Origin of the sequence: Bacillus halotolerans (genome assembly GCF_001517105.1) — a bacterium.
GTDB lineage: Bacteria > Bacillota > Bacilli > Bacillales > Bacillaceae > Bacillus > Bacillus halotolerans.
The window spans coordinates 1-17,056 of sequence record NZ_LPVF01000008.1 but is presented as its reverse complement, the minus strand read 5'-3'; the positions used below and the strand labels follow the sequence as shown (position 1 = coordinate 17,056).

General features: G+C 42.6%; 16 protein-coding genes, 1 tRNA gene, 1 pseudogene and 2 riboswitches. Of the genes and pseudogenes, 11 read left to right on the top strand and 7 right to left on the bottom strand.

Annotation, left to right across the window (positions count from 1 at the left end; genetic code table 11):
- Positions 1-63: 63 nt before the first annotated feature.
- Both AU387_RS02685 and AU387_RS02680 read left to right on the top strand, forming a co-directional pair.
- A pseudogene (locus tag AU387_RS02685) lies at positions 64-893 on the top strand (undecaprenyl-diphosphate phosphatase).
- 107 nt (positions 894-1,000) lie between these two features.
- Positions 1,001-1,073 (top strand) — tRNA-Ala (locus tag AU387_RS02680).
- 203 nt (positions 1,074-1,276) lie between these two features.
- Here the strand turns inward: AU387_RS02680 and AU387_RS02675 are convergent.
- Positions 1,277-1,762, bottom strand: a complete 486-nt coding sequence (locus AU387_RS02675; RefSeq protein WP_044158889.1) for a cysteine dioxygenase — start codon at positions 1,760-1,762, stop codon at positions 1,277-1,279.
- A 541-nt stretch (positions 1,763-2,303) separates the two neighbouring features.
- Here AU387_RS02675 and AU387_RS02665 point away from each other — a divergent pair.
- The 3 genes from AU387_RS02665 to AU387_RS02655 all read left to right on the top strand — a co-directional run bounded on the left by AU387_RS02665 (position 2,304) and on the right by AU387_RS02655 (position 5,236).
- A complete protein-coding gene (locus tag AU387_RS02665) occupies positions 2,304-3,866 on the top strand; it encodes an MFS transporter (RefSeq protein WP_059334716.1) in 1,563 nt (520 codons plus the stop codon).
- Between the two features lie 150 nt (positions 3,867-4,016).
- On the top strand, positions 4,017-4,865 hold the full coding sequence (locus AU387_RS02660) for a glucosaminidase domain-containing protein (RefSeq protein WP_059292673.1): 849 nt from the start codon (positions 4,017-4,019) through the stop codon (positions 4,863-4,865).
- Positions 4,866-4,972: 107 nt separating this feature from the next.
- Positions 4,973-5,236, top strand: coding sequence for a YiaA/YiaB family inner membrane protein (locus AU387_RS02655; protein WP_024122620.1), 264 nt, complete (start codon positions 4,973-4,975; stop codon positions 5,234-5,236).
- A 35-nt stretch (positions 5,237-5,271) separates the two neighbouring features.
- Here AU387_RS02655 and ktrB read toward each other — a convergent pair whose 3' ends face one another.
- The 4 genes from ktrB to gbsR form a co-directional block, all read right to left on the bottom strand.
- A complete protein-coding gene (ktrB, locus tag AU387_RS02650) occupies positions 5,272-6,609 on the bottom strand; it encodes a Ktr system potassium transporter KtrB (RefSeq protein ID WP_044158884.1) in 1,338 nt (445 codons plus the stop codon).
- A 6-nt stretch (positions 6,610-6,615) separates the two neighbouring features.
- Positions 6,616-7,284: a potassium uptake protein KtrA gene (gene ktrA, locus AU387_RS02645; RefSeq protein ID WP_024122619.1), complete on the bottom strand. Its 669-nt coding sequence runs from the start codon at positions 7,282-7,284 to the stop codon at positions 6,616-6,618.
- Positions 7,285-7,355: 71 nt separating this feature from the next.
- Positions 7,356-7,505, bottom strand: a riboswitch (cyclic di-AMP (ydaO/yuaA leader).
- A 158-nt stretch (positions 7,506-7,663) separates the two neighbouring features.
- Positions 7,664-8,209 (bottom strand): biofilm surface layer hydrophobin BslA, encoded by a 546-nt coding sequence (bslA, locus tag AU387_RS02640; protein ID WP_044160301.1) that lies wholly within the window; start codon positions 8,207-8,209, stop codon positions 7,664-7,666.
- Between the two features lie 207 nt (positions 8,210-8,416).
- Positions 8,417-8,959: a transcriptional regulator GbsR gene (gene gbsR / locus AU387_RS02635; RefSeq protein ID WP_059334714.1), complete on the bottom strand. Its 543-nt coding sequence runs from the start codon at positions 8,957-8,959 to the stop codon at positions 8,417-8,419.
- A gap of 200 nt (positions 8,960-9,159) precedes the next feature.
- Here gbsR and betB point away from each other — a divergent pair, with 200 nt between their 5' ends.
- From betB to AU387_RS02620, 3 genes are all read left to right on the top strand, one after another.
- Positions 9,160-10,632 (top strand): betaine-aldehyde dehydrogenase, encoded by a 1,473-nt coding sequence (gene betB / locus AU387_RS02630; protein ID WP_059334711.1) that lies wholly within the window; start codon positions 9,160-9,162, stop codon positions 10,630-10,632.
- Between the two features lie 16 nt (positions 10,633-10,648).
- Positions 10,649-11,857 (top strand): choline dehydrogenase, encoded by a 1,209-nt coding sequence (gene gbsB, locus AU387_RS02625; protein WP_059335355.1) that lies wholly within the window; start codon positions 10,649-10,651, stop codon positions 11,855-11,857.
- Between the two features lie 89 nt (positions 11,858-11,946).
- On the top strand, positions 11,947-12,525 hold the full coding sequence (locus tag AU387_RS02620; RefSeq protein ID WP_044158880.1) for an MOSC domain-containing protein: 579 nt from the start codon (positions 11,947-11,949) through the stop codon (positions 12,523-12,525).
- A 5-nt stretch (positions 12,526-12,530) separates the two neighbouring features.
- On the opposite strand, the gene AU387_RS02615 is transcribed toward AU387_RS02620, so the two are convergent.
- The gene (locus AU387_RS02615) at positions 12,531-13,019 is read right to left on the bottom strand and encodes a DinB family protein (RefSeq protein ID WP_044158879.1); all 489 of its coding nucleotides are present in this window, start codon (positions 13,017-13,019) and stop codon (positions 12,531-12,533) included.
- A 167-nt stretch (positions 13,020-13,186) separates the two neighbouring features.
- On the opposite strand from AU387_RS02615, the gene AU387_RS02610 reads away from it, so the two are divergent.
- The 3 genes from AU387_RS02610 to AU387_RS02600 are packed head-to-tail and all read left to right on the top strand — an operon-like array spanning position 13,187 to position 15,810.
- Positions 13,187-13,711 carry an NfeD family membrane protein gene (locus AU387_RS02610; protein ID WP_059334708.1) on the top strand — a complete coding sequence of 175 codons (525 nt, stop codon included), beginning with the start codon at positions 13,187-13,189 and terminating at the stop codon, positions 13,709-13,711.
- Between the two features lie 18 nt (positions 13,712-13,729).
- A complete protein-coding gene (floT, locus tag AU387_RS02605; protein WP_059334706.1) occupies positions 13,730-15,259 on the top strand; it encodes a flotillin lipid rafts scaffold protein FloT in 1,530 nt (509 codons plus the stop codon).
- A gap of 26 nt (positions 15,260-15,285) precedes the next feature.
- Positions 15,286-15,810, top strand: coding sequence for a GNAT family N-acetyltransferase (locus AU387_RS02600; protein WP_059292680.1), 525 nt, complete (start codon positions 15,286-15,288; stop codon positions 15,808-15,810).
- A 40-nt stretch (positions 15,811-15,850) separates the two neighbouring features.
- Here the strand turns inward: AU387_RS02600 and thiT are convergent, their stop codons facing one another.
- Complete coding sequence (thiT, locus tag AU387_RS02595) at positions 15,851-16,429, bottom strand: energy-coupled thiamine transporter ThiT (protein ID WP_044158874.1); 579 nt, start codon at positions 16,427-16,429, stop codon at positions 15,851-15,853.
- Positions 16,430-16,528: 99 nt separating this feature from the next.
- A riboswitch (TPP riboswitch) is annotated at positions 16,529-16,630 on the bottom strand.
- Positions 16,631-17,056 lie beyond the last annotated feature (426 nt).

The following is a 17,056-nucleotide window of genomic DNA, read 5'->3' as shown; positions in this document are numbered from 1 at the left end:
TTTCCATTTATGGAAGGCTCCCGTTATGTAAAAAATAAATGTCTAATGGGGAGAATTAAAATCATGACTCTATGGGAATTGTTTGTAGCTGCTATTTTAGGAATCGTAGAAGGATTAACAGAGTACGCACCGGTTTCTTCGACAGGACATATGATTATAGTAGACGATATCTGGCTTAAATCAGGCAGTCTCATGTCTGAAGAAGCAGCCAACTCATTTAAAGTTGTCATTCAGCTTGGCTCTATTTTAGCGGTTGCGATCGTGTTTAAAGACAGGATTTTGAACTTGCTTGGCTTGAAAAAAATATCACGAGTGACCAAGAGCATGGTCACAAATTAAGCATTGCCCAAATCGCAGTAGGGCTTGTGCCTGCCGCGGTTCTCGGCTTTTTGTTTGAGGATTATATTGATGAATATTTATTTTCAGTCCGCACCGTGGCCATTGGCTTAATTGCAGGGGCAGTTTTAATGCTTGCAGCCGATTGGATTAATAAACGGAAAGAAACGACAGACACCCTAGACCGTATTTCATATAAGCAGGCAATCGGCGTCGGTTTATTCCAATGTCTTGCCCTTTGGCCGGGTTTCTCACGGTCCGGTTCAACGATTTCCGGGGGCGTTATTCTCGGGTTGAATCACCGTGCGGCAGCCGATTTCACATTCATTATGGCAATGCCGATTATGATGGGGGCCAGCACCTTAAGCCTAGTGAAACACTGGGACAGCTTAAGCTCGGATTTAATGCCGTTTTTTATCGTCGGCTTTATCTGTGCCTTTGTTGTTGCGCTGTTTGTGGTCCGTTTCTTCCTAAGACTGATTAACAAAATCAAACTTGTTCCGTTTGCAATCTACCGAATCATTCTCGGCGTGATTTTACTTTTGTTTATGATGTAAATCGAAAGATAAGGCTCCGGAAAGGGCCTTATTTTTTTCTGTCAATTAGAAAGGAACAGCTTGTTTTTCAAAAAAAAATCATCTATAATAAACATGACGTTACATACGGGGCCATAGCTCAGCTGGGAGAGCGCTACGCTGGCAGCGTAGAGGTCAGGGGTTCGAGCCCCCTTGGCTCCATACCTGTAAACCCTTATTCTATAAGGGTTTTTTTGTTTTTTATAGAAAGGGTTCATTGTTGAACCCTTCTGTTGATCCGAAATCATATGTCCCCAGGAGCATTTCATAAACTAATGATAAAGTCAGATATTCCTTCGTTAGGCTCCTGCGTTTGAAAAATGACATATTACAATTTAATCAAGTAAAGTAGTTCAGGCTGTAAATCATGAATTTTCCAATACACCACTTTGTTCTTCAAAGACCGTCATGTCTTCCAAAGGGGGTGAGTAGACATGAAGAGACACCATTCGTTCGGAAGTCGGATTGGACATTTTGTGAATTAAACCTTTGGTTGAAATAAGACATTCTCCTTTGTGGACAAAATATGAATTGGAGAGTTCTGCATGATCGCCGGCTGAGCGATAAATAGAATTGAGAAGTTTTCCTTCTAACACCATTGCACAACCAATGGATTGACCATGATCGTGGACTGCTGTCTCCTTGTTTGGAGGAATGTTAATCACGATCATTTCTAATTCATTGTTTCTATAGACGGCATTTCGGCCGTAAGCGTACTGGTCTGGTTCCTTTATATATGGTTGACTCAATTCTGACGCGTTTGGAATTTGTTTTAAAGAAGCTGCCAAATCTTTAACCGATGGATTTTTCAAGCCGCTAAAAATTTCTTCGATACACTTATACAGTTCCATTCGTTTTTACCTCCCGGATTATTTGAAATTTCCTGACATTGGTATTTCGCAGATTAGTTCATGATATTTACCCATAGACAATTTAGAGGCGGCAAATGCCTAGTGAACACAAAAAAATTGTGCGGTCAACATGTTGTTCTTATTATCAACTTATTCGGGTTGATTAGTTTGAATTTTGATGAAAACAGTGAATTGAAAGGTGCCGTCATTACCCAAGCGAAGACCGATAGGATTACTTTTAAAACGGCCTGCTTTAAATCGCTTGAGGGAGCAGGCAGGGACTCATAAGTCACGATATCGGGCAAAAGCCGTTCAGGTTTTTGATTTGTGCTTGAAATTTGCGCCATTGACAAAACACAATCGGTTTGGAATAATGTTTGAGTATATGCTCATTTTTTCACATATTATCATAAAATAATATCATTTCCCATGATGGGGAGAGAATCCGAATGAAAGCTAATGGCATGCAAAATCTATTAGCTTCTTTTGTTTTCAAAAAATGATGTGTTTCGTATGTATTCATATAGGAAGGAATGACAACATGAAGACAAAACACTATTGGGTGATTTCTTTGCTCGCTGTTTTAGCAGTCGGGCCGGGATTGATGTCTAACACGGCATTGTCGTCAGTTCAAGGCCTTGTTCAGAAGACGGTTGGAACAAGTGACTTCACATCAGTAAATCCAATATTGATCGGCAATATGGCCTTTGCTTTATTCGTTCCGGCAGGACCGCTGCTAAGGAAAAAGTTCGGTGCCCGTCCGATCTATCTGGCTTCATTACCCGTTTTTATACTTGGCTCACTGCTCTTCGCATTTTCAAGCGATATTGTCTGGATGGCGGCAGGACGCTTTTTACAGGGAGCGGCTACAGGTGTCATGCTGATGATTATGATTCCGATGCTAGTCCTGTCATTTCCGATTGACCGGCGGAATTACGCACTACTGGTGCTTATCGGCGGGTTCTATGGCTCTGTTATTATCGGTTCGATTTTAGGAACGATCGCGTTGAGCTACGGCCACTGGAGATGGCTGTTTTTTACCTTTGGCACATTGTCTTTGATCGGCGTCGCAGTGAGTTATTTCTTTCTCTATGATGAGCATCATGGGGGATCAGAAAAGGAACAGTCATCACTCGACAGAGCAGGGATCATTTTATCTGTATGCGTGGCCGCAGCCTCAGCGTTTACATTCATTTTTCTGCAAAAATGGGGCTTTTCATCAGGGTATGTACGGGCTGGTTTTGGGGTTGCTTTATGTTTGCTCCTCATTCTGTTATTTGTAGAATATAAGGTGAAAAACCCTTTCATCTCAATTAAACAGATGCTGCTGCCTAAACCTGTGCTCGGTTTATTTATCATAGCGGCAGGAACGATTACGGTAGCTGTCAGCCTGGCAGCTTTTCAAGGCTTGCTTCGTCAAATGTATGATATATCCCGAGATCATCTCATTCTTTTAAACATGACTCTATTGTTTGGAGTGGCCATCGCAGCTATTGCGAGTGCCCTGTTATATGATAAAGTCGGACCAGGGGTGCTGGGGATTATAGGTTCTCTCATTCTCGTTTTTGTGAATTGTCAATGGCTTCATATGCAGTATCAATCGTCTCTCTATGTGTTTGCGGCGCTGTTCATCATGCTGGCAGCAGGAACCGGCCTGACGGTCGCAGCAGGACTAATGGGAGCCGCTATGGGCGGCCCGCTTCCTGATCTGGTCAAAAGAATGACAGCTGTTCAGTTTTTAAGATTGTTTGTCTATATGGGTGTGCCTATCCTGATCGGCTATTTCACGAAAAAGGATGCTGCCAGACAAAACGGATCGATGCAGGATTCTATGATGACTGTCTATCATGATCTTTTTTTGATTTCTTTTATCCTGAGCGTGCTGCTCGTTTGTTTATCGTTTTGTATGAACGCCACCGGAATGGGGCACAAGCTTTCTCATAAGCCTCATGAGAAAGGAAAACCCGCTCCGGAAAAACCGGCTGTTACCGCACATGGACTGACAAAGGCTGCCGTAAAATCTCATAAAGTCATACATGATCAAGAATATCGTGATGCGCTCAGACATTTTAAACAGCACAGTTTTACAAAAATAGATACATGATCACTGCCTTTCCCTTGAGGGGAAAGGTTTTTTGTGTGTTCTCTCTCAAACTTTATCCCTAAAGAATTGAAAAATATTAGAAGTACAAGTAAAATTCTTAAAGGTAGATTCTTTTACACTCGTAATCTTTTAAATCGAAGGAAGGTTTTCATGGCCCGTAAAAAACTGAAAAAACGTAGACTCTTCATCTCTCTATTTTTCGTTGTATCGATTCCGCTAGCCTTGTTTGTTTTAGCGACAACTCTTTCAAAGCCAATTGAAACATCCAAAGAACCTGAAGAAATTGATGAACAGCAAGTATTTATTGACAGCCTTTCCGGACAAGCTCAAATTTTATATGAAAAATATCATGTCCTTCCCAGCATAACGATAGCTCAGGCCATACTCGAATCTGACTGGGGAAACAGCGAGCTTGCCTCTAAAGCCAACAATCTGTTTGGCGTAAAAGGAAATTATAAAGGACATCACGTCACCATGGATACCGATGAATTTGAAAAAGGGGAAAGAAAAACGATTCGCGCGAAATTCCGCAAATACAGCACGTTTTTTGAATCAATGGATGATCACGCCAAATTATTTGTCCAAGGTACATCGTGGAATAAAAAGAAGTATAAGCCGGTGCTTGAAGCTGAGGATTATAAAGAAGCAGCAGGCGCTCTTCAAACATCAGGCTATGCCACAGACCCGGACTATGCTGATAAAATCAGCGCCATTGTGGAAAAGTACGATTTAGATGAATACGATGAGGTGAATCCATCTCTGAAATCTGTGGATTTAAAAGGCTCCATCAAAGACAGCGCCGTTCAAGATGTATGGTCTAAGCCTTCTACTGATGATCAATCCATTAAGCTGACCTCTGCGCAATCTTATGTTGGCAAGGATATAAAGGTTGTATCTAAAAAACAGAAAGGCCAGTCCGTATGGTACCAATTCCAAGTCAATAATAAACTGGTCGGCTGGATTGATGACTCAGCTGTTGAAATAAAGGAAGCAACCTGAGCCGTTTTTCCTGGTATTTTTATTTTTTTGTTCCATTCAGGGGAATTTGAGGTATAATATTCCACGGAAGTTATCACTTAATAACTATGCTTCAGGAGGGAACAAAGGTGCAGAAATATAGACGGAGAAACACGGTTGCCTTTACTGTATTAGCTTATTTCACTTTTTTTGCGGGAGTATTTTTGTTTTGTATCGGACTCTATAACGCTGATAATCTCGAACTCAATGAAAAAGGCTACTACATTGCAGTGATGATCCTTGTAGCGGTCGGCGCGATCCTTACACAAAAAGTGACGCGTGATAACGCAGAAGATAATGATATCATTGCGGAGCAGGAGAAAAGACAAAGTCAATCTCATATTGAATCATAAAAAATCCGGCATGTAATATGCCGGATTTTTTTACATCACCCAGTAAACACCTCGCCGTCAGGGTAACGAATATTTGACTTCTCTGTTTTTGCAAATGAAAAAACAAACGTCAACGGACCGATTCTTCCGATGAACATAATCGCGATAATGATACATTTCCCCGCTGTTGTCAGTTCGGGAGTCAGCCCCATTGTCAGCCCGACCGTTCCGAAAGCGGAAAAGGTTTCAAAAACAACCTGTATAAACGGCGCTTGTTCTGTAATGGTCAAGGCGAAAATTCCTATAAAGACGATGAACAAACTGATAACACTGACTGCTAAGGCCTTAATAATGATCGGATATTTTATGGTCCGGCGAAAAATAACAGTTTCTTTATGCCCTTTTAAATAAGCGATGACAGACATTAAAATCACGATGAAAGTAGTCAGCTTAATACCGCTCGCCGTTGAAGCACTGCCCGCTCCGATAAACATCAGCAGCAGGACAAATACAATGGTGCCTTCTCTCATGCTGCCAAAATCCACAGAGTTGAAGCCCGCGGTTCTCGGCGTCACTGCCTGAAAATACGAAGCCCACAGTTTATCTGGCAAATGCAGGGAACCAAGCGTGCCGGGGTTGCTGTACTCTAAAATAAAGATAATCAGCGTAGCAGCAATATTCAAAATGAACGTTCCCGCAAGCATCAGTTTCGTATGTAATGAAAAGGCTTTGAAACGCCGATTTTTCAGGATGTCAAAAAGCACCGTAAACCCGATGCCCCCTGTGATAAATAAGAACGTAATGACAAGGTTGACTGCAGGATCACCAACGTAGCTCATTAAATTATCCGGCCATAAAGAAAAACCGGCATTGTTAAAAGCCGATATTGCATGAAACACACTGGCAAACAATCCGGATGCCCAGCCATACTGTGGCACAAGCCGGATGGATAAGATCAGGGCGGCGATCAATTCGATACTGATTGAAAATAGAAACAGGACTTTGACAAGACCTATCACGCCGCCGATTGTCGGCTGGTTTAAGGCTTCCCGGACCAGCATTCGTTCTTTCAATCCGATTTTTTTTCCTAAAATCATGACGATCAGAACAGCAAATGTCATAAAGCCAAGCCCGCCGACTTGAATCAGACCCATGATGACAGTTTGCCCGAACACCGTAAATTCTGTCCCAGTGTCAACAACTGCAAGCCCGGTAACAGTTGTAGCAGAAGCCGCTGTAAAAAGGGCATCTATCCATGATAACGGCTTCGCAGCAGAAATCGGGAGCTTTAGCAAAAGAGAGCCAATAATAATAGTTAGAAAAAAACCAATCGCAAGCACTTGCGGGGGAGAAAAACGAACCCACTTGATTACAGTTTCCTTATGAAGTCCCACCTTTGTCTACATCCCTTCGTTTTCGAAGCGTTTAATATCCTTTTTGTGACCCATCATCACCAGGCAGTCTTGTTCGTAAATCACCTCTTCCGGTGCAGGAGAAAGGCGAACATCTCCATTATGTTTAATTGCCAGGATGGTACATCCGTACTTTGCTCTCACATTCAGATCATGAATGGATTTGGAATTCAGTTTTCGTGTTGCCAGCAGCTCAACAATACTGTAATCATCAGATAAGTCGATATAATTCAAGACATTTTCATCAGAGAGACTTTGTGCGATTTTGACGCCCATATCCTTTTCCGGATGAATAATGCGGTCGGCGCCGATTTTTTCCAGCACCTTATGGTGATAATAATTTTGAGCTTTCACCCAAATATTTGGAATGTGAAGCTCTTTCAATAGCAAAGTGGTCAGTGTGCTCGCTTGAATATTCGCCCCTATAGCCACGACGACATATTCAAAATTACGAATTCCCAGTGAAAGCAATTCGTTTTCTTCAGTGGCATTGGCAATGACCGCATGGGTTGCGTAGGAAGCGAAGGCATTGACCTTTTCTTCGTTAATATCAATGGCAAGGACCTCATGGCCCATTCTGTGCAGCTCTTTGCAAATGCTTCCGCCGAACCGTCCAAGCCCGATTACTGCAAATTGCTTGTTTTTTATTCTTCCCAATGTTCAAGACTCCCTTAATAAAATTAGCGTTTTGAAGTAAAAAAGACCATTACAAAGAATGGTCAAAATAGACCTCCTCTCTGTATACGCCTACGAGGTTAGCTGTCGGATTAGGGATTCAGAGTACCCCTTCTTACTAAGTAAGATTCACCCCAAGGCCGTTTTGTGAAACAGCCAATCATTGGTTTCCCCGTTCGTGTTTGATTAAGCGGTAAAAGAGACTTTATGAAATTGAACACTCAAGAATTTACTCCTGTTTCTAGTGTTTGTCAATTTAAATTTAATACAAGTGAAAAGGCAACTGGAAATAGAGGGAAAAGGGAGAGGAAAAGGAGTCAAAATACGTCAAAAAGACCGGCGTTAAGCCGGCCCTCTGTGATTATTTACAGTTGCATGGCTGAGTCGGAGGTGTGCTGCGCTTAGCCACTTCGATGCTGGCTTCCGCGTAAAATTTATTTCCGATGCTCAGTGATTTGTTCTCTGCACGGAAAGTATATGTACCAGCGGCAGGAAGCGTTTTGTTATTCAGTTTTAACTTGAATTCACCAGCGCCTAATAAATCAAGAGCCAGAGGTACTCTTACTGTTTTACCGTTATTGAGGATCTGTGTTTCGCGCAATGCATTTCCGTTCATCGTATCTTTTGTATTTGCTGTAAATCCGCTTGGCAGTGTGAATTCCATTACGCCAAGGCTGAGAAGCGTGTTTGGACGGTATGTCAATTCGATATCAGAGAAAGACCATTCTGTTTTGCTCGCTCCTTTAATTGTTGCAAACAATGAAGCTGTTGATTGGGCTCTCATCGTAGACTCAGTATGAGCAGAAGATGACTTAGATTCAGCTGCAAAAGAAGCTGAAGGCGCAGAAACGAGTAAACCGAGACTTAATGCACTAATTGCCAAAGAAGATAATAACTTGCGTTTCATAATAAAAATTCCCCCTAATAAATGATAAAGATTAAAGGCCTGCCTCTGCTTTCCACCTCCTCTTAAAGGCCAAATACAAATTTTACCTACATAAAATTACCATCAAATAAAATGGAAGTAAATGGGGTGTTTTTCCCGTATTTTTCAAATTTGCAGTAAATATAGCGGAAAAACAAAAAAACGTCCGGTTTTCCAGACGTTTTTCGATTATTTTGTTTCAATTGGTATAAATTTAAAGATCTCTCCGCTCTGCACCGATTCAGCGAGACGTTTCAGCCAATCGTAGTAGGCTTTAGAACTTTCCAGCTGCTCGTATAAACGCTGCGCTTCATTTTTCATTTCCTCATTGAGTTCTTCCTTATGCAAGACCTCTTGTAAATCAGCCTGAGCCTCCTCAATTGCTGATACATTCACCTGAACTTCCCGTTCCCATTTTGGCGGAAAGAAATTTGTAAAAAATTTAAAGAAATCTTTTTCGGCTACAAATGTGTGCTTACGGATGCCTCGGTGAAATGTCTTTTTCACGACATTTAAATCCTGAAGCTTTTTGACACCTGTGCTCATGCTGGGCTTGCTCATTTGCAGCTCCTCCCGCATTTCGTCAAGCGTCATCTCGTCCCGCATGTACATCGTTCCATATAATATCCCGACACTTCGGGTAATTCCGTAAAGATCCATTGTTTCAGCAATGGAGTCAATAACAAGATCCCGTGCCTGTTCTATAGCTGCAAATTCTGGATTTTCATCCATACTGACCCTCTTTTCCTTTAGAAAATTAAATTTGTTAAGTCATTTCTTTATGTTCTTTATCTTAACGAAACCTAGAGAAAAGTCAAAACGAAAAATCATAATTAGGGCTTTGACAGTTTAAAAACCTTATGTTAGATTAAGGTTGTTAAAAACATTAAATTTTTATTTAACAAACTTTATTTTCGTCAAGGAGGGCTTAGATGAGTCAAACATTATACATTGACGGTGAATGGATCAGTGCCGAAAAAGGGCAGGTCCGCAGTATTATTAATCCATTTAATCAAGAAGAAATTGCAACAGTTAGCGAGGGCGGGCGTGAGGATGCCGTTAAAGCAATCGCTGCTGCACGAAGAGCTTTTGACGCAGGAGAGTGGCCTTCTCTTTCAGGACTTGAACGCGGAAAAATAGTTCTGAAAATTGCGGAATTAATCAGACGCGATCTAGACGAGCTGGCTGAGCTCGAATCCCTTGATACAGGAAAAACGCTTGAGGAAAGCAAAGCCGATATGGACGATATTGCCAATGTTTTTCAGTATTATGCTGGTCTGGCAGATAAAGATGGAGGAGAGATCATCTCATCTCCAATCCCTGATTCGGAAAGCAAAATCATCAGGGAGCCAATTGGCGTATGCGGACAAATCACGCCGTGGAATTATCCGCTTCTGCAAGCAAGCTGGAAAATCGCCCCGGCTTTAGCGGCAGGCAATACAATTGTCATGAAGCCGAGTGAGATCACACCGCTGACGACAATCAAAGTCTTTAAGCTGATGGAGGAAGCCGGAGTTCCAAAAGGTGTCGCAAACCTTGTGTTGGGACCGGGCGCCACAGTGGGTGACGAGCTTGCTGTAAACAAAGATGTTGACTTAATTTCGTTTACAGGCGGAATTGAAACAGGCAAAAAAATCATGCGGGCGGCAAGCGGCAACGTTAAAAAAATTGCGCTTGAGCTTGGAGGGAAAAATCCAAATATCGTCTTTAAAGATGCAGACCTGGAAGTCGCGGTTGATCAGGCGCTAAACGCCGTATTTTTCCACGCCGGCCAAGTATGCTCCGCCGGGTCCCGATTGCTTGTAGAAGAAGATATTCATGATCGATTTTTAGCAGAGCTTGTCAAGCGGGCGAAACGCATTAAACTCGGAAACGGTTTTCACGAAGAGACAGAAAGCGGTCCGCTTATCTCCGCGGAGCATAGAGAAAAGGTTGAAAAATATGTAGAGATCGGACTGGAAGAAGGGGCAAAACTGGAGACTGGCGGCAAACGTCCGGAAGATCCAGCACTTCAAAACGGTTTTTTCTATGAACCTACCATTTTTTCAAACTGTAAATCTGACATGAGAATTGTTCAGGAAGAAGTATTTGGGCCAGTATTAACTGTCGAAACATTCAGTTCTGAAGAAGAAGTAATTTCACTGGCGAATGATACGATTTACGGATTGGCCGGAGCTGTATGGTCGAAAGATATTGAAAAGTGTGAACGTGTAGCAGCCCATTTGAGAATGGGAACAGTTTGGATTAACGATTTCCATCCGTACTTTGCGCAGGCGCCATGGGGCGGCTATAAGCAATCCGGATTCGGACGGGAACTTGGAAAAATAGGGCTTGAAGAGTACACAGAAGTCAAACATGTCTATCGCAACACAAAACCGGCAGCGGTTAACTGGTTCAATTCATAAGAGGGGGAGATTGATGATGACATTAAATATGAAAGTAGAAAGCATGCATAAATTTCACACATTTGAAATTCCGACTGTGATTAAGCACGGAATTGGCGCCATCAACCACGTAGGAAAAGAAGTAGCTGGACTGGGTGTTTCAAAAGCATTGCTTGTTACAGACCCTGGAATTTATAAAGCCGGCGTCGCAGATCCTGTCATCGAGTCATTAAAAGGGGCAGGCATTGAAGTGGTGCTCTTTAATAAAGTTGAGCCAAACCCTCCTGTACGGCTTGTAAATGAAGGTTCTGAGCTTTACAAAAAAGAGAACTGCAACGGCTTGGTGGCAGTCGGAGGCGGAAGCTCCATGGATACAGCGAAGGCCATCGGGGTAGAAGCGACTCACGAGGGAAGCGTACTTGATTATGAAGCAGCCGAAGGAAAGAAACCGCTGGAGAACCGCATTCCTCCGCTTACGACAATTCCGACAACGGCTGGAACAGGCTCAGAGGTGACGCAATGGGCGGTTATTACAGATGAAGAAAGAGAATTCAAATTTAACACAGGCGGTCCGCTGATTGCTGCGCATTTGACTGTGATTGACCCAGAGCTTCACGTCTCAATGCCGCCGCACATAACAGCAATGACGGGGATTGATGCTCTCGCTCACGCCATTGAGTGCTACACAATGAAATTTGCGCAGCCGATTACAGACGCAGTGGCGTTGATGGCGATTGAATATGCCGCTCACTACATTAAGAGAGCATTTGCTGACGGAGAAGATCTCGAAGCCAGATACGGAATGGCGCAAGCTGCTATGCTTGCCGGTCTTTCTTACGGCAGTGAATCAGCGGGTGCTGCTCACGCCATGAGCCAAACACTCGGCGGTATCATCCCGGTCGCTCACGGTCAATGTGTAGCAGCAATGATGGGCCCTGTTATGGAATACAACTGGAAGGGCTATCCGGAGAAATTTGCCCGCATCGCAAAAGCGTTTGGCATTGATACAAGCAATATGACAACAGAAGAAGCTGCAAAAGCATCTGTCAACTGGATGTACGATCTTGTGAAAGAGTTAGAAGTACCGACTTTAGAAGAACAAGGGGTATCGCCTGACATGATCGAGCGCTTGTCAAAAGAAGCGATGAAAGATCCGCAAACCTTCGGTAATCCTAGAGATTTAAATGAGAAAGCATATAACTGGATCTACAAGCGCTGCTTTAATCTTACGCCAAAAACTGTATAATGCGATGATCCCGCTCCTTTACAGAGCGGGATTTTTTTGGATAATTGAACATAAGTGACAATCCTAGATACGAAGGACGGTGCAAGCTTATGTGGAAACGCATGACCGCAAAAACGGAAGGCTTATATGTTGCAGATACAGAAGGCTTTGTAACAAAACAAATGGACAAGCTCGATTTTGATTATGGCGGCATTCCCGGCGACTTACATTTCGGCCTGACAAAAAAAGCTGGGGCTCGAGAGCCAATGTTTTCAAGAGGAACAGAAATTTTTAACCGCAGACAAATTTCAATTGTTTCAACAGAAGAATGTGACGAAATTGCTTTGAAAATGGGCATCCCGAGTATTTTCCCCGAATGGCTCGGTGCAAATGTTGCAATCAGCGGTATACCTGATTTCACAACATTAAAAGAAGGAAGCCGGCTTATATTTCCGAGCGGCGCCGCTTTACTGTGTGAGGGAGAAAATGATCCGTGTATCCAGCCGGGTGAAGTCATCCAGTCTTATTATCCGGACAAGCCAAAGCTTGCACCGGCTTTTGTCCGCCATGCGTTGGGGATAAGGGGCATTGTATGTATTGTCGAGAGACCCGGTGCCGTGTATGCGGGTGATGAAATAATCGTTCATTCATACCAGCGGAACATCAAACAAAAAGCAGAAAGAGTCTGAATAAATCAGACTCTTTCTATTTTCTCTTTAATTTCTTTAATCTGGCTGAGGTGGCGTTTTTCATGATGGCCGATAAAATCGATCCATTGTCTGACGGTCAGCTCTTGAAACACGGGATGCGGCAATACTCTCTCAAAATCTTCTTCTTTAAGAGAGGCAATAACAGCTGTCAGCTGCTCCCTTACAACATCAAGCTCCCGTTTCATTTGGCTGCCTGAAATAAAATCATGATCCGGTTCAAGATGGGCCGGCGCTTTTCGTTTATTGCTTCTATCCTGTGCGGCCGTAAGCGGTTTTTCCTCAATCTCCTTAACAGGCGCTTCCTTTACTCGTTCTTTCAGCATATTTTGGGCGGTCATATCAATTTTCTTCAAATGATCAAGAACTTCCCGTATACTCCATTCATCAGAAGAAGGCTTCTGATTCAGCTTTTCATCGGAAAGTCCTTTTACTTCATTCCATGTTTCTAATCTGGCTTCATTAAAGATACTCATCATATCTCCTCCTGAAAAAACATTACCATATATAAAAGCATTTATCATTTATAAAGTACTTCGTGGGGAGTATTTATCGAAAAATTTTGAAACCTTTTCCTCTGTATCTCGTATAAAAGGTAACGACGGCCGTCGGTTAAAGTAGCAGCTTAGAAAGGATGAGAAAATTGGAGTTATACGGTATTCCTGTCCAAACGATTTACCTTTACACCCTTATCATAGCCGGAAGCCTCACGCTGCTATTTTTATTTTTCGGAGATGTGTTTGAAGGGCTGTCCGAAGCTATTCCGTTTTTAAACCCGACATTGGTGCTCTCATTTTTCACATTTTTCTCCGCATTAGGATATATAGGCGAAACAGTTTTCCCCCTCTCCAGCCTGATTATTGCTCTATTATCCTGTCTTCTTTCAGTGCTGCTGGTGATATTGCTCCATTTATTTGTGCTTGTCCCTTTATCATCGGCAGAAGAATCATTGACTTATCGGGAAGGTGATCTTAGAGGTAGACTCGGAAAAGTCATAACCGCTGTTCCGGTTAATGGATTTGGGGAAGTACTGATTGAAGGGATAGGCGGTACGATTTCAAAATCAGCGATCAGCTTTGAAAATGAACAGATCAGTTACGGAACAGTCGTCTTAGTTGTTGATGTCAAAAACGGAGTTCTTTCAGTCACTCCGCATGAATCTTTATAAAACAAGGAGGAATGTCATATGACAATGCCGATTATCATCGTCATCGCAGTTGTATTCTTTTTACTCATTGCACTTATAGCGGTATTTATTACAAAATATCGTACGGCAGGGCCTGATGAAGCGTTAATTGTTACAGGAAGTTATCTTGGAAATAAAAATGTTCACGTTGATGAGGGAGGCAACCGCCTGAAGATTGTTCGCGGAGGAGGAACCTTTGTTCTTCCGGTTTTTCAGCAGGCTGAGCCGCTAAGTCTGTTATCAAGCAAACTCGATGTATCGACACCTGAAGTGTATACCGAGCAAGGTGTGCCTGTAATGGCAGACGGAACTGCAATTATTAAAATCGGCGGCTCTATTGGAGAAATCGCCACAGCAGCCGAACAATTTTTAGGAAAGTCAAAAGAAGACCGTGAGCAGGAGGCACGTGAGGTACTGGAAGGCCACCTCCGTTCCATTCTCGGGTCTATGACAGTAGAAGAAATTTATAAAAACCGCGAAAAATTCTCTCAAGAAGTGCAGCGTGTCGCTTCACAGGATCTTGCGAAGATGGGTCTTGTGATTGTCTCCTTTACCATTAAAGATGTCCGTGATAAAAACGGCTATCTTGAATCACTAGGTAAACCGAGAATTGCGCAGGTAAAACGTGATGCTGACATTGCAACCGCAGAAGCCGATAAAGAAACAAGAATTAAGAGGGCGGAAGCCGATAAAGAAGCCAAAAAATCAGAGCTTGAACGAGCGACGGAAATTGCCGAAGCTGAAAAAATCAATCAGCTTAAAATGGCTGAATACCGGCGAGATCAAGATACAGCAAAAGCCAACGCTGACCAGGCATACGATTTGGAAACAGCCAAAGCACGCCAGCAGGTGACCGAACAGGAAATGCAGGTCAAGATTATAGAACGCCAAAAACAAATTGAATTAGAAGAAAAAGAAATTCTCCGCCGTGAACGCCAGTATGACTCTGAAGTGAAGAAAAAAGCCGATGCAGACCGCTATTCAGTTGAGCAATCTGCCGCTGCTGAAAAAGCCAAACAGCTCGCCCAAGCCGATGCCAAGAAATACAGCATAGAAGCAATGGCGAAGGCTGAAGCTGAAAGGGTCAGAATTGACGGCCTTGCAAAAGCAGAAGCTGAAAAAGCAAAAGGTGAGACAGAGGCTGAGGTTATTCGCTTAAAAGGTCTTGCGGAAGCGGAAGCGAAAGAAAAAATTGCCGCTGCCTTTGAGCAATACGGTCAGGCTGCGATTTTTGATATGATTGTCAAAATGCTTCCGGAATACGCGAAACAGGTATCAGCACCGCTTTCAAATATTGATAAGATCACTGTCGTTGATACAGGAGGAAACGGTGATTCAAGCGGCGCCAACAAAGTCACAGGCTATGCGACAAATTTAATGTCCAGCCTGCAAGAAAGCTTAAAAGCGTCTTCGGGAATCGACGTAAAAGAAATGATTGAGAACTTTTCAGGAAAAGGCAACATCAAACAGAGCATCAACGAACTGACAAATGAATTAAAAGAAACAAAACCTGTTCAAAAATCTGAATAACCATTGCGGAAAGGATTAGAGAATGAATGGTGACTATAAGAGAAGCACGTCTAGATGATATAAAGGCCATCGCAAAAGTGCATGTTGACAGCTGGGTGACAACTTACAGCGGCATTGTCTCCGCTGAATACTTAAATGGTTTGAACTACAAGGATTTTGAAGCCAAATGGAAAAGCCGTTCATTAAAGGGGGTCTTTGTAGCAGAAGATGAAGAAGGTTCAGTATTCGGCTTTGCATCTTTTGGTCCAATTCGTTCAGAGCAGAGCGGCTATGACGGAGAGTTGTATGCCATTTACCTTTTAGAAGAAAAGCAGCGGCAAGGTGCAGGCAGAGCGCTTTTGACAAAGGGAACAGATTTTTTGCTTGATCATGGCTTTACGAGCATGTTTGTTTGGGTCGTAGAGGAGAATCCTTCGATTACATTTTATCAGTCGTTTTCACCTGAAAGAGCAGCCGAGGATAGTTTTGAAATCGCAGGAGAAAGCATGAAAGAAATAGGATTCGGCTGGCCGGATCTCGCTTCATTAAAAAAACTGCTTAACGGAAGATAAAAAACACCCCCCAGCGGAACGGCCGCTGGGGGGTGTTAGATTAAGCTTTTTCAGTTTTCAGCAAGCGCGGAGCTGTCATGAACAATAAACAAAGGACAATCGCACAGATGATGAATGACGGAACCATATAAGTAGCATTATAAGTTAACGAGTAAATCCATACCGGTGTTCCTTTTGGTGCAAAGCTGCCGAAAAATACAGCCCCTGAAATCACGTGTGCAGCATAACGCAGAAAACTGCCGATAAAAACTGCGCAAATAATTGATACGATCAATTTCCCTTTTGCTTTTGATAAGGCGGATTTGCGGACAGCGGAAGCGAAAAAGCCGCTTATGCCGACAGCGGCGAACGCTGCAATGTAATCAAGCAACAGCTGAACAGGGTGCTGAAGAAATAGATTTCCGATCGCAATTTGAACGAGACCTGTCAATAGACCGGTGGTAAGCCCCGCTTTAACTCCCCAGCGAAAAGAAATCAAAAAAATCGGAATCATCATGATGGATACCGACCCTCCTTGAGGCATACGAAGGAACATTCCGGAAACGATGTCTAAAATGACAGCAGCAGCAGTCATGATTGCAATTTCAATAAGACGTACCAGTTGTCTTGATTGAGCCATAAAAATCCCCTTCCATCGATAGACAATCCAAAAGGACACAAAAAAGCAGCACGCGGAAGGATGAGGAAAGTTCCACGCACTGCTTTACAATCTGCAATTCATTTGACTTTGCCACATCCCTACGCCAGCGTTAACTAACAGGTTCAAAGGGTCAGAACGAAACCGCTCACTCTCAGCTTTTATGCTCCCCTTGTGGTCATCGGATATTTAGTTCGTTTCTACTATACAAGAAAAAGGTTAAAACAACAAGACGACATTGACTGTGGTAAATGTTCTTTATTAGATAAATGTTTTATAAAGCATTATAAGTTAGATAGAATAAAGAAAGATTACAGTTTTATTGTTTTATAGATTTTTTTAAAAAAACTATTGCAATAAATAATTGTAGGTGTTATATTATTAAACGTCGCTGATGAACAGCAGACAAAACAAGAAGCTTTAAACAACTTTTAAAAAAGTTGTTGACAATTAAGAAGCTGAGTGTTATATTAGTAAAGCTGCTTCATTGAGAGCGGTGATGATCTTTGAAAACTAAACAAGACAAAACGTACCTGTTAATTCAAGCTTTATTATAAAATCGCACAGCGATGTGCGTAGTCAGTCAAACACTTTATCGGAGAGTTTGAT

What these genes read in the sequence shown, in the direction of transcription:
- gbsB (WP_059335355.1), top strand. Translation starts at nt 10,649, where the DNA reads ATGACATTAAATATGAAAGTAGAAAGCATGCATAAATTTCACACATTT.
- betB (WP_059334711.1), top strand. Translation starts at nt 9,160, where the DNA reads ATGAGTCAAACATTATACATTGACGGTGAATGGATCAGTGCCGAAAAA.
- AU387_RS02620 (WP_044158880.1), top strand. Translation starts at nt 11,947, where the DNA reads ATGTGGAAACGCATGACCGCAAAAACGGAAGGCTTATATGTTGCAGAT.
- bslA (WP_044160301.1), bottom strand. Translation starts at nt 8,209, where the DNA reads ATGAAACGCAAGTTATTATCTTCTTTGGCAATTAGTGCATTAAGTCTC.
- AU387_RS02660 (WP_059292673.1), top strand. Translation starts at nt 4,017, where the DNA reads ATGGCCCGTAAAAAACTGAAAAAACGTAGACTCTTCATCTCTCTATTT.
- AU387_RS02615 (WP_044158879.1), bottom strand. Translation starts at nt 13,019, where the DNA reads ATGAGTATCTTTAATGAAGCCAGATTAGAAACATGGAATGAAGTAAAA.
- AU387_RS02665 (WP_059334716.1), top strand. Translation starts at nt 2,304, where the DNA reads ATGAAGACAAAACACTATTGGGTGATTTCTTTGCTCGCTGTTTTAGCA.
- floT (WP_059334706.1), top strand. Translation starts at nt 13,730, where the DNA reads ATGACAATGCCGATTATCATCGTCATCGCAGTTGTATTCTTTTTACTC.
- thiT (WP_044158874.1), bottom strand. Translation starts at nt 16,429, where the DNA reads ATGGCTCAATCAAGACAACTGGTACGTCTTATTGAAATTGCAATCATG.
- AU387_RS02675 (WP_044158889.1), bottom strand. Translation starts at nt 1,762, where the DNA reads ATGGAACTGTATAAGTGTATCGAAGAAATTTTTAGCGGCTTGAAAAAT.
- gbsR (WP_059334714.1), bottom strand. Translation starts at nt 8,959, where the DNA reads ATGGATGAAAATCCAGAATTTGCAGCTATAGAACAGGCACGGGATCTT.
- AU387_RS02600 (WP_059292680.1), top strand. Translation starts at nt 15,286, where the DNA reads ATGGTGACTATAAGAGAAGCACGTCTAGATGATATAAAGGCCATCGCA.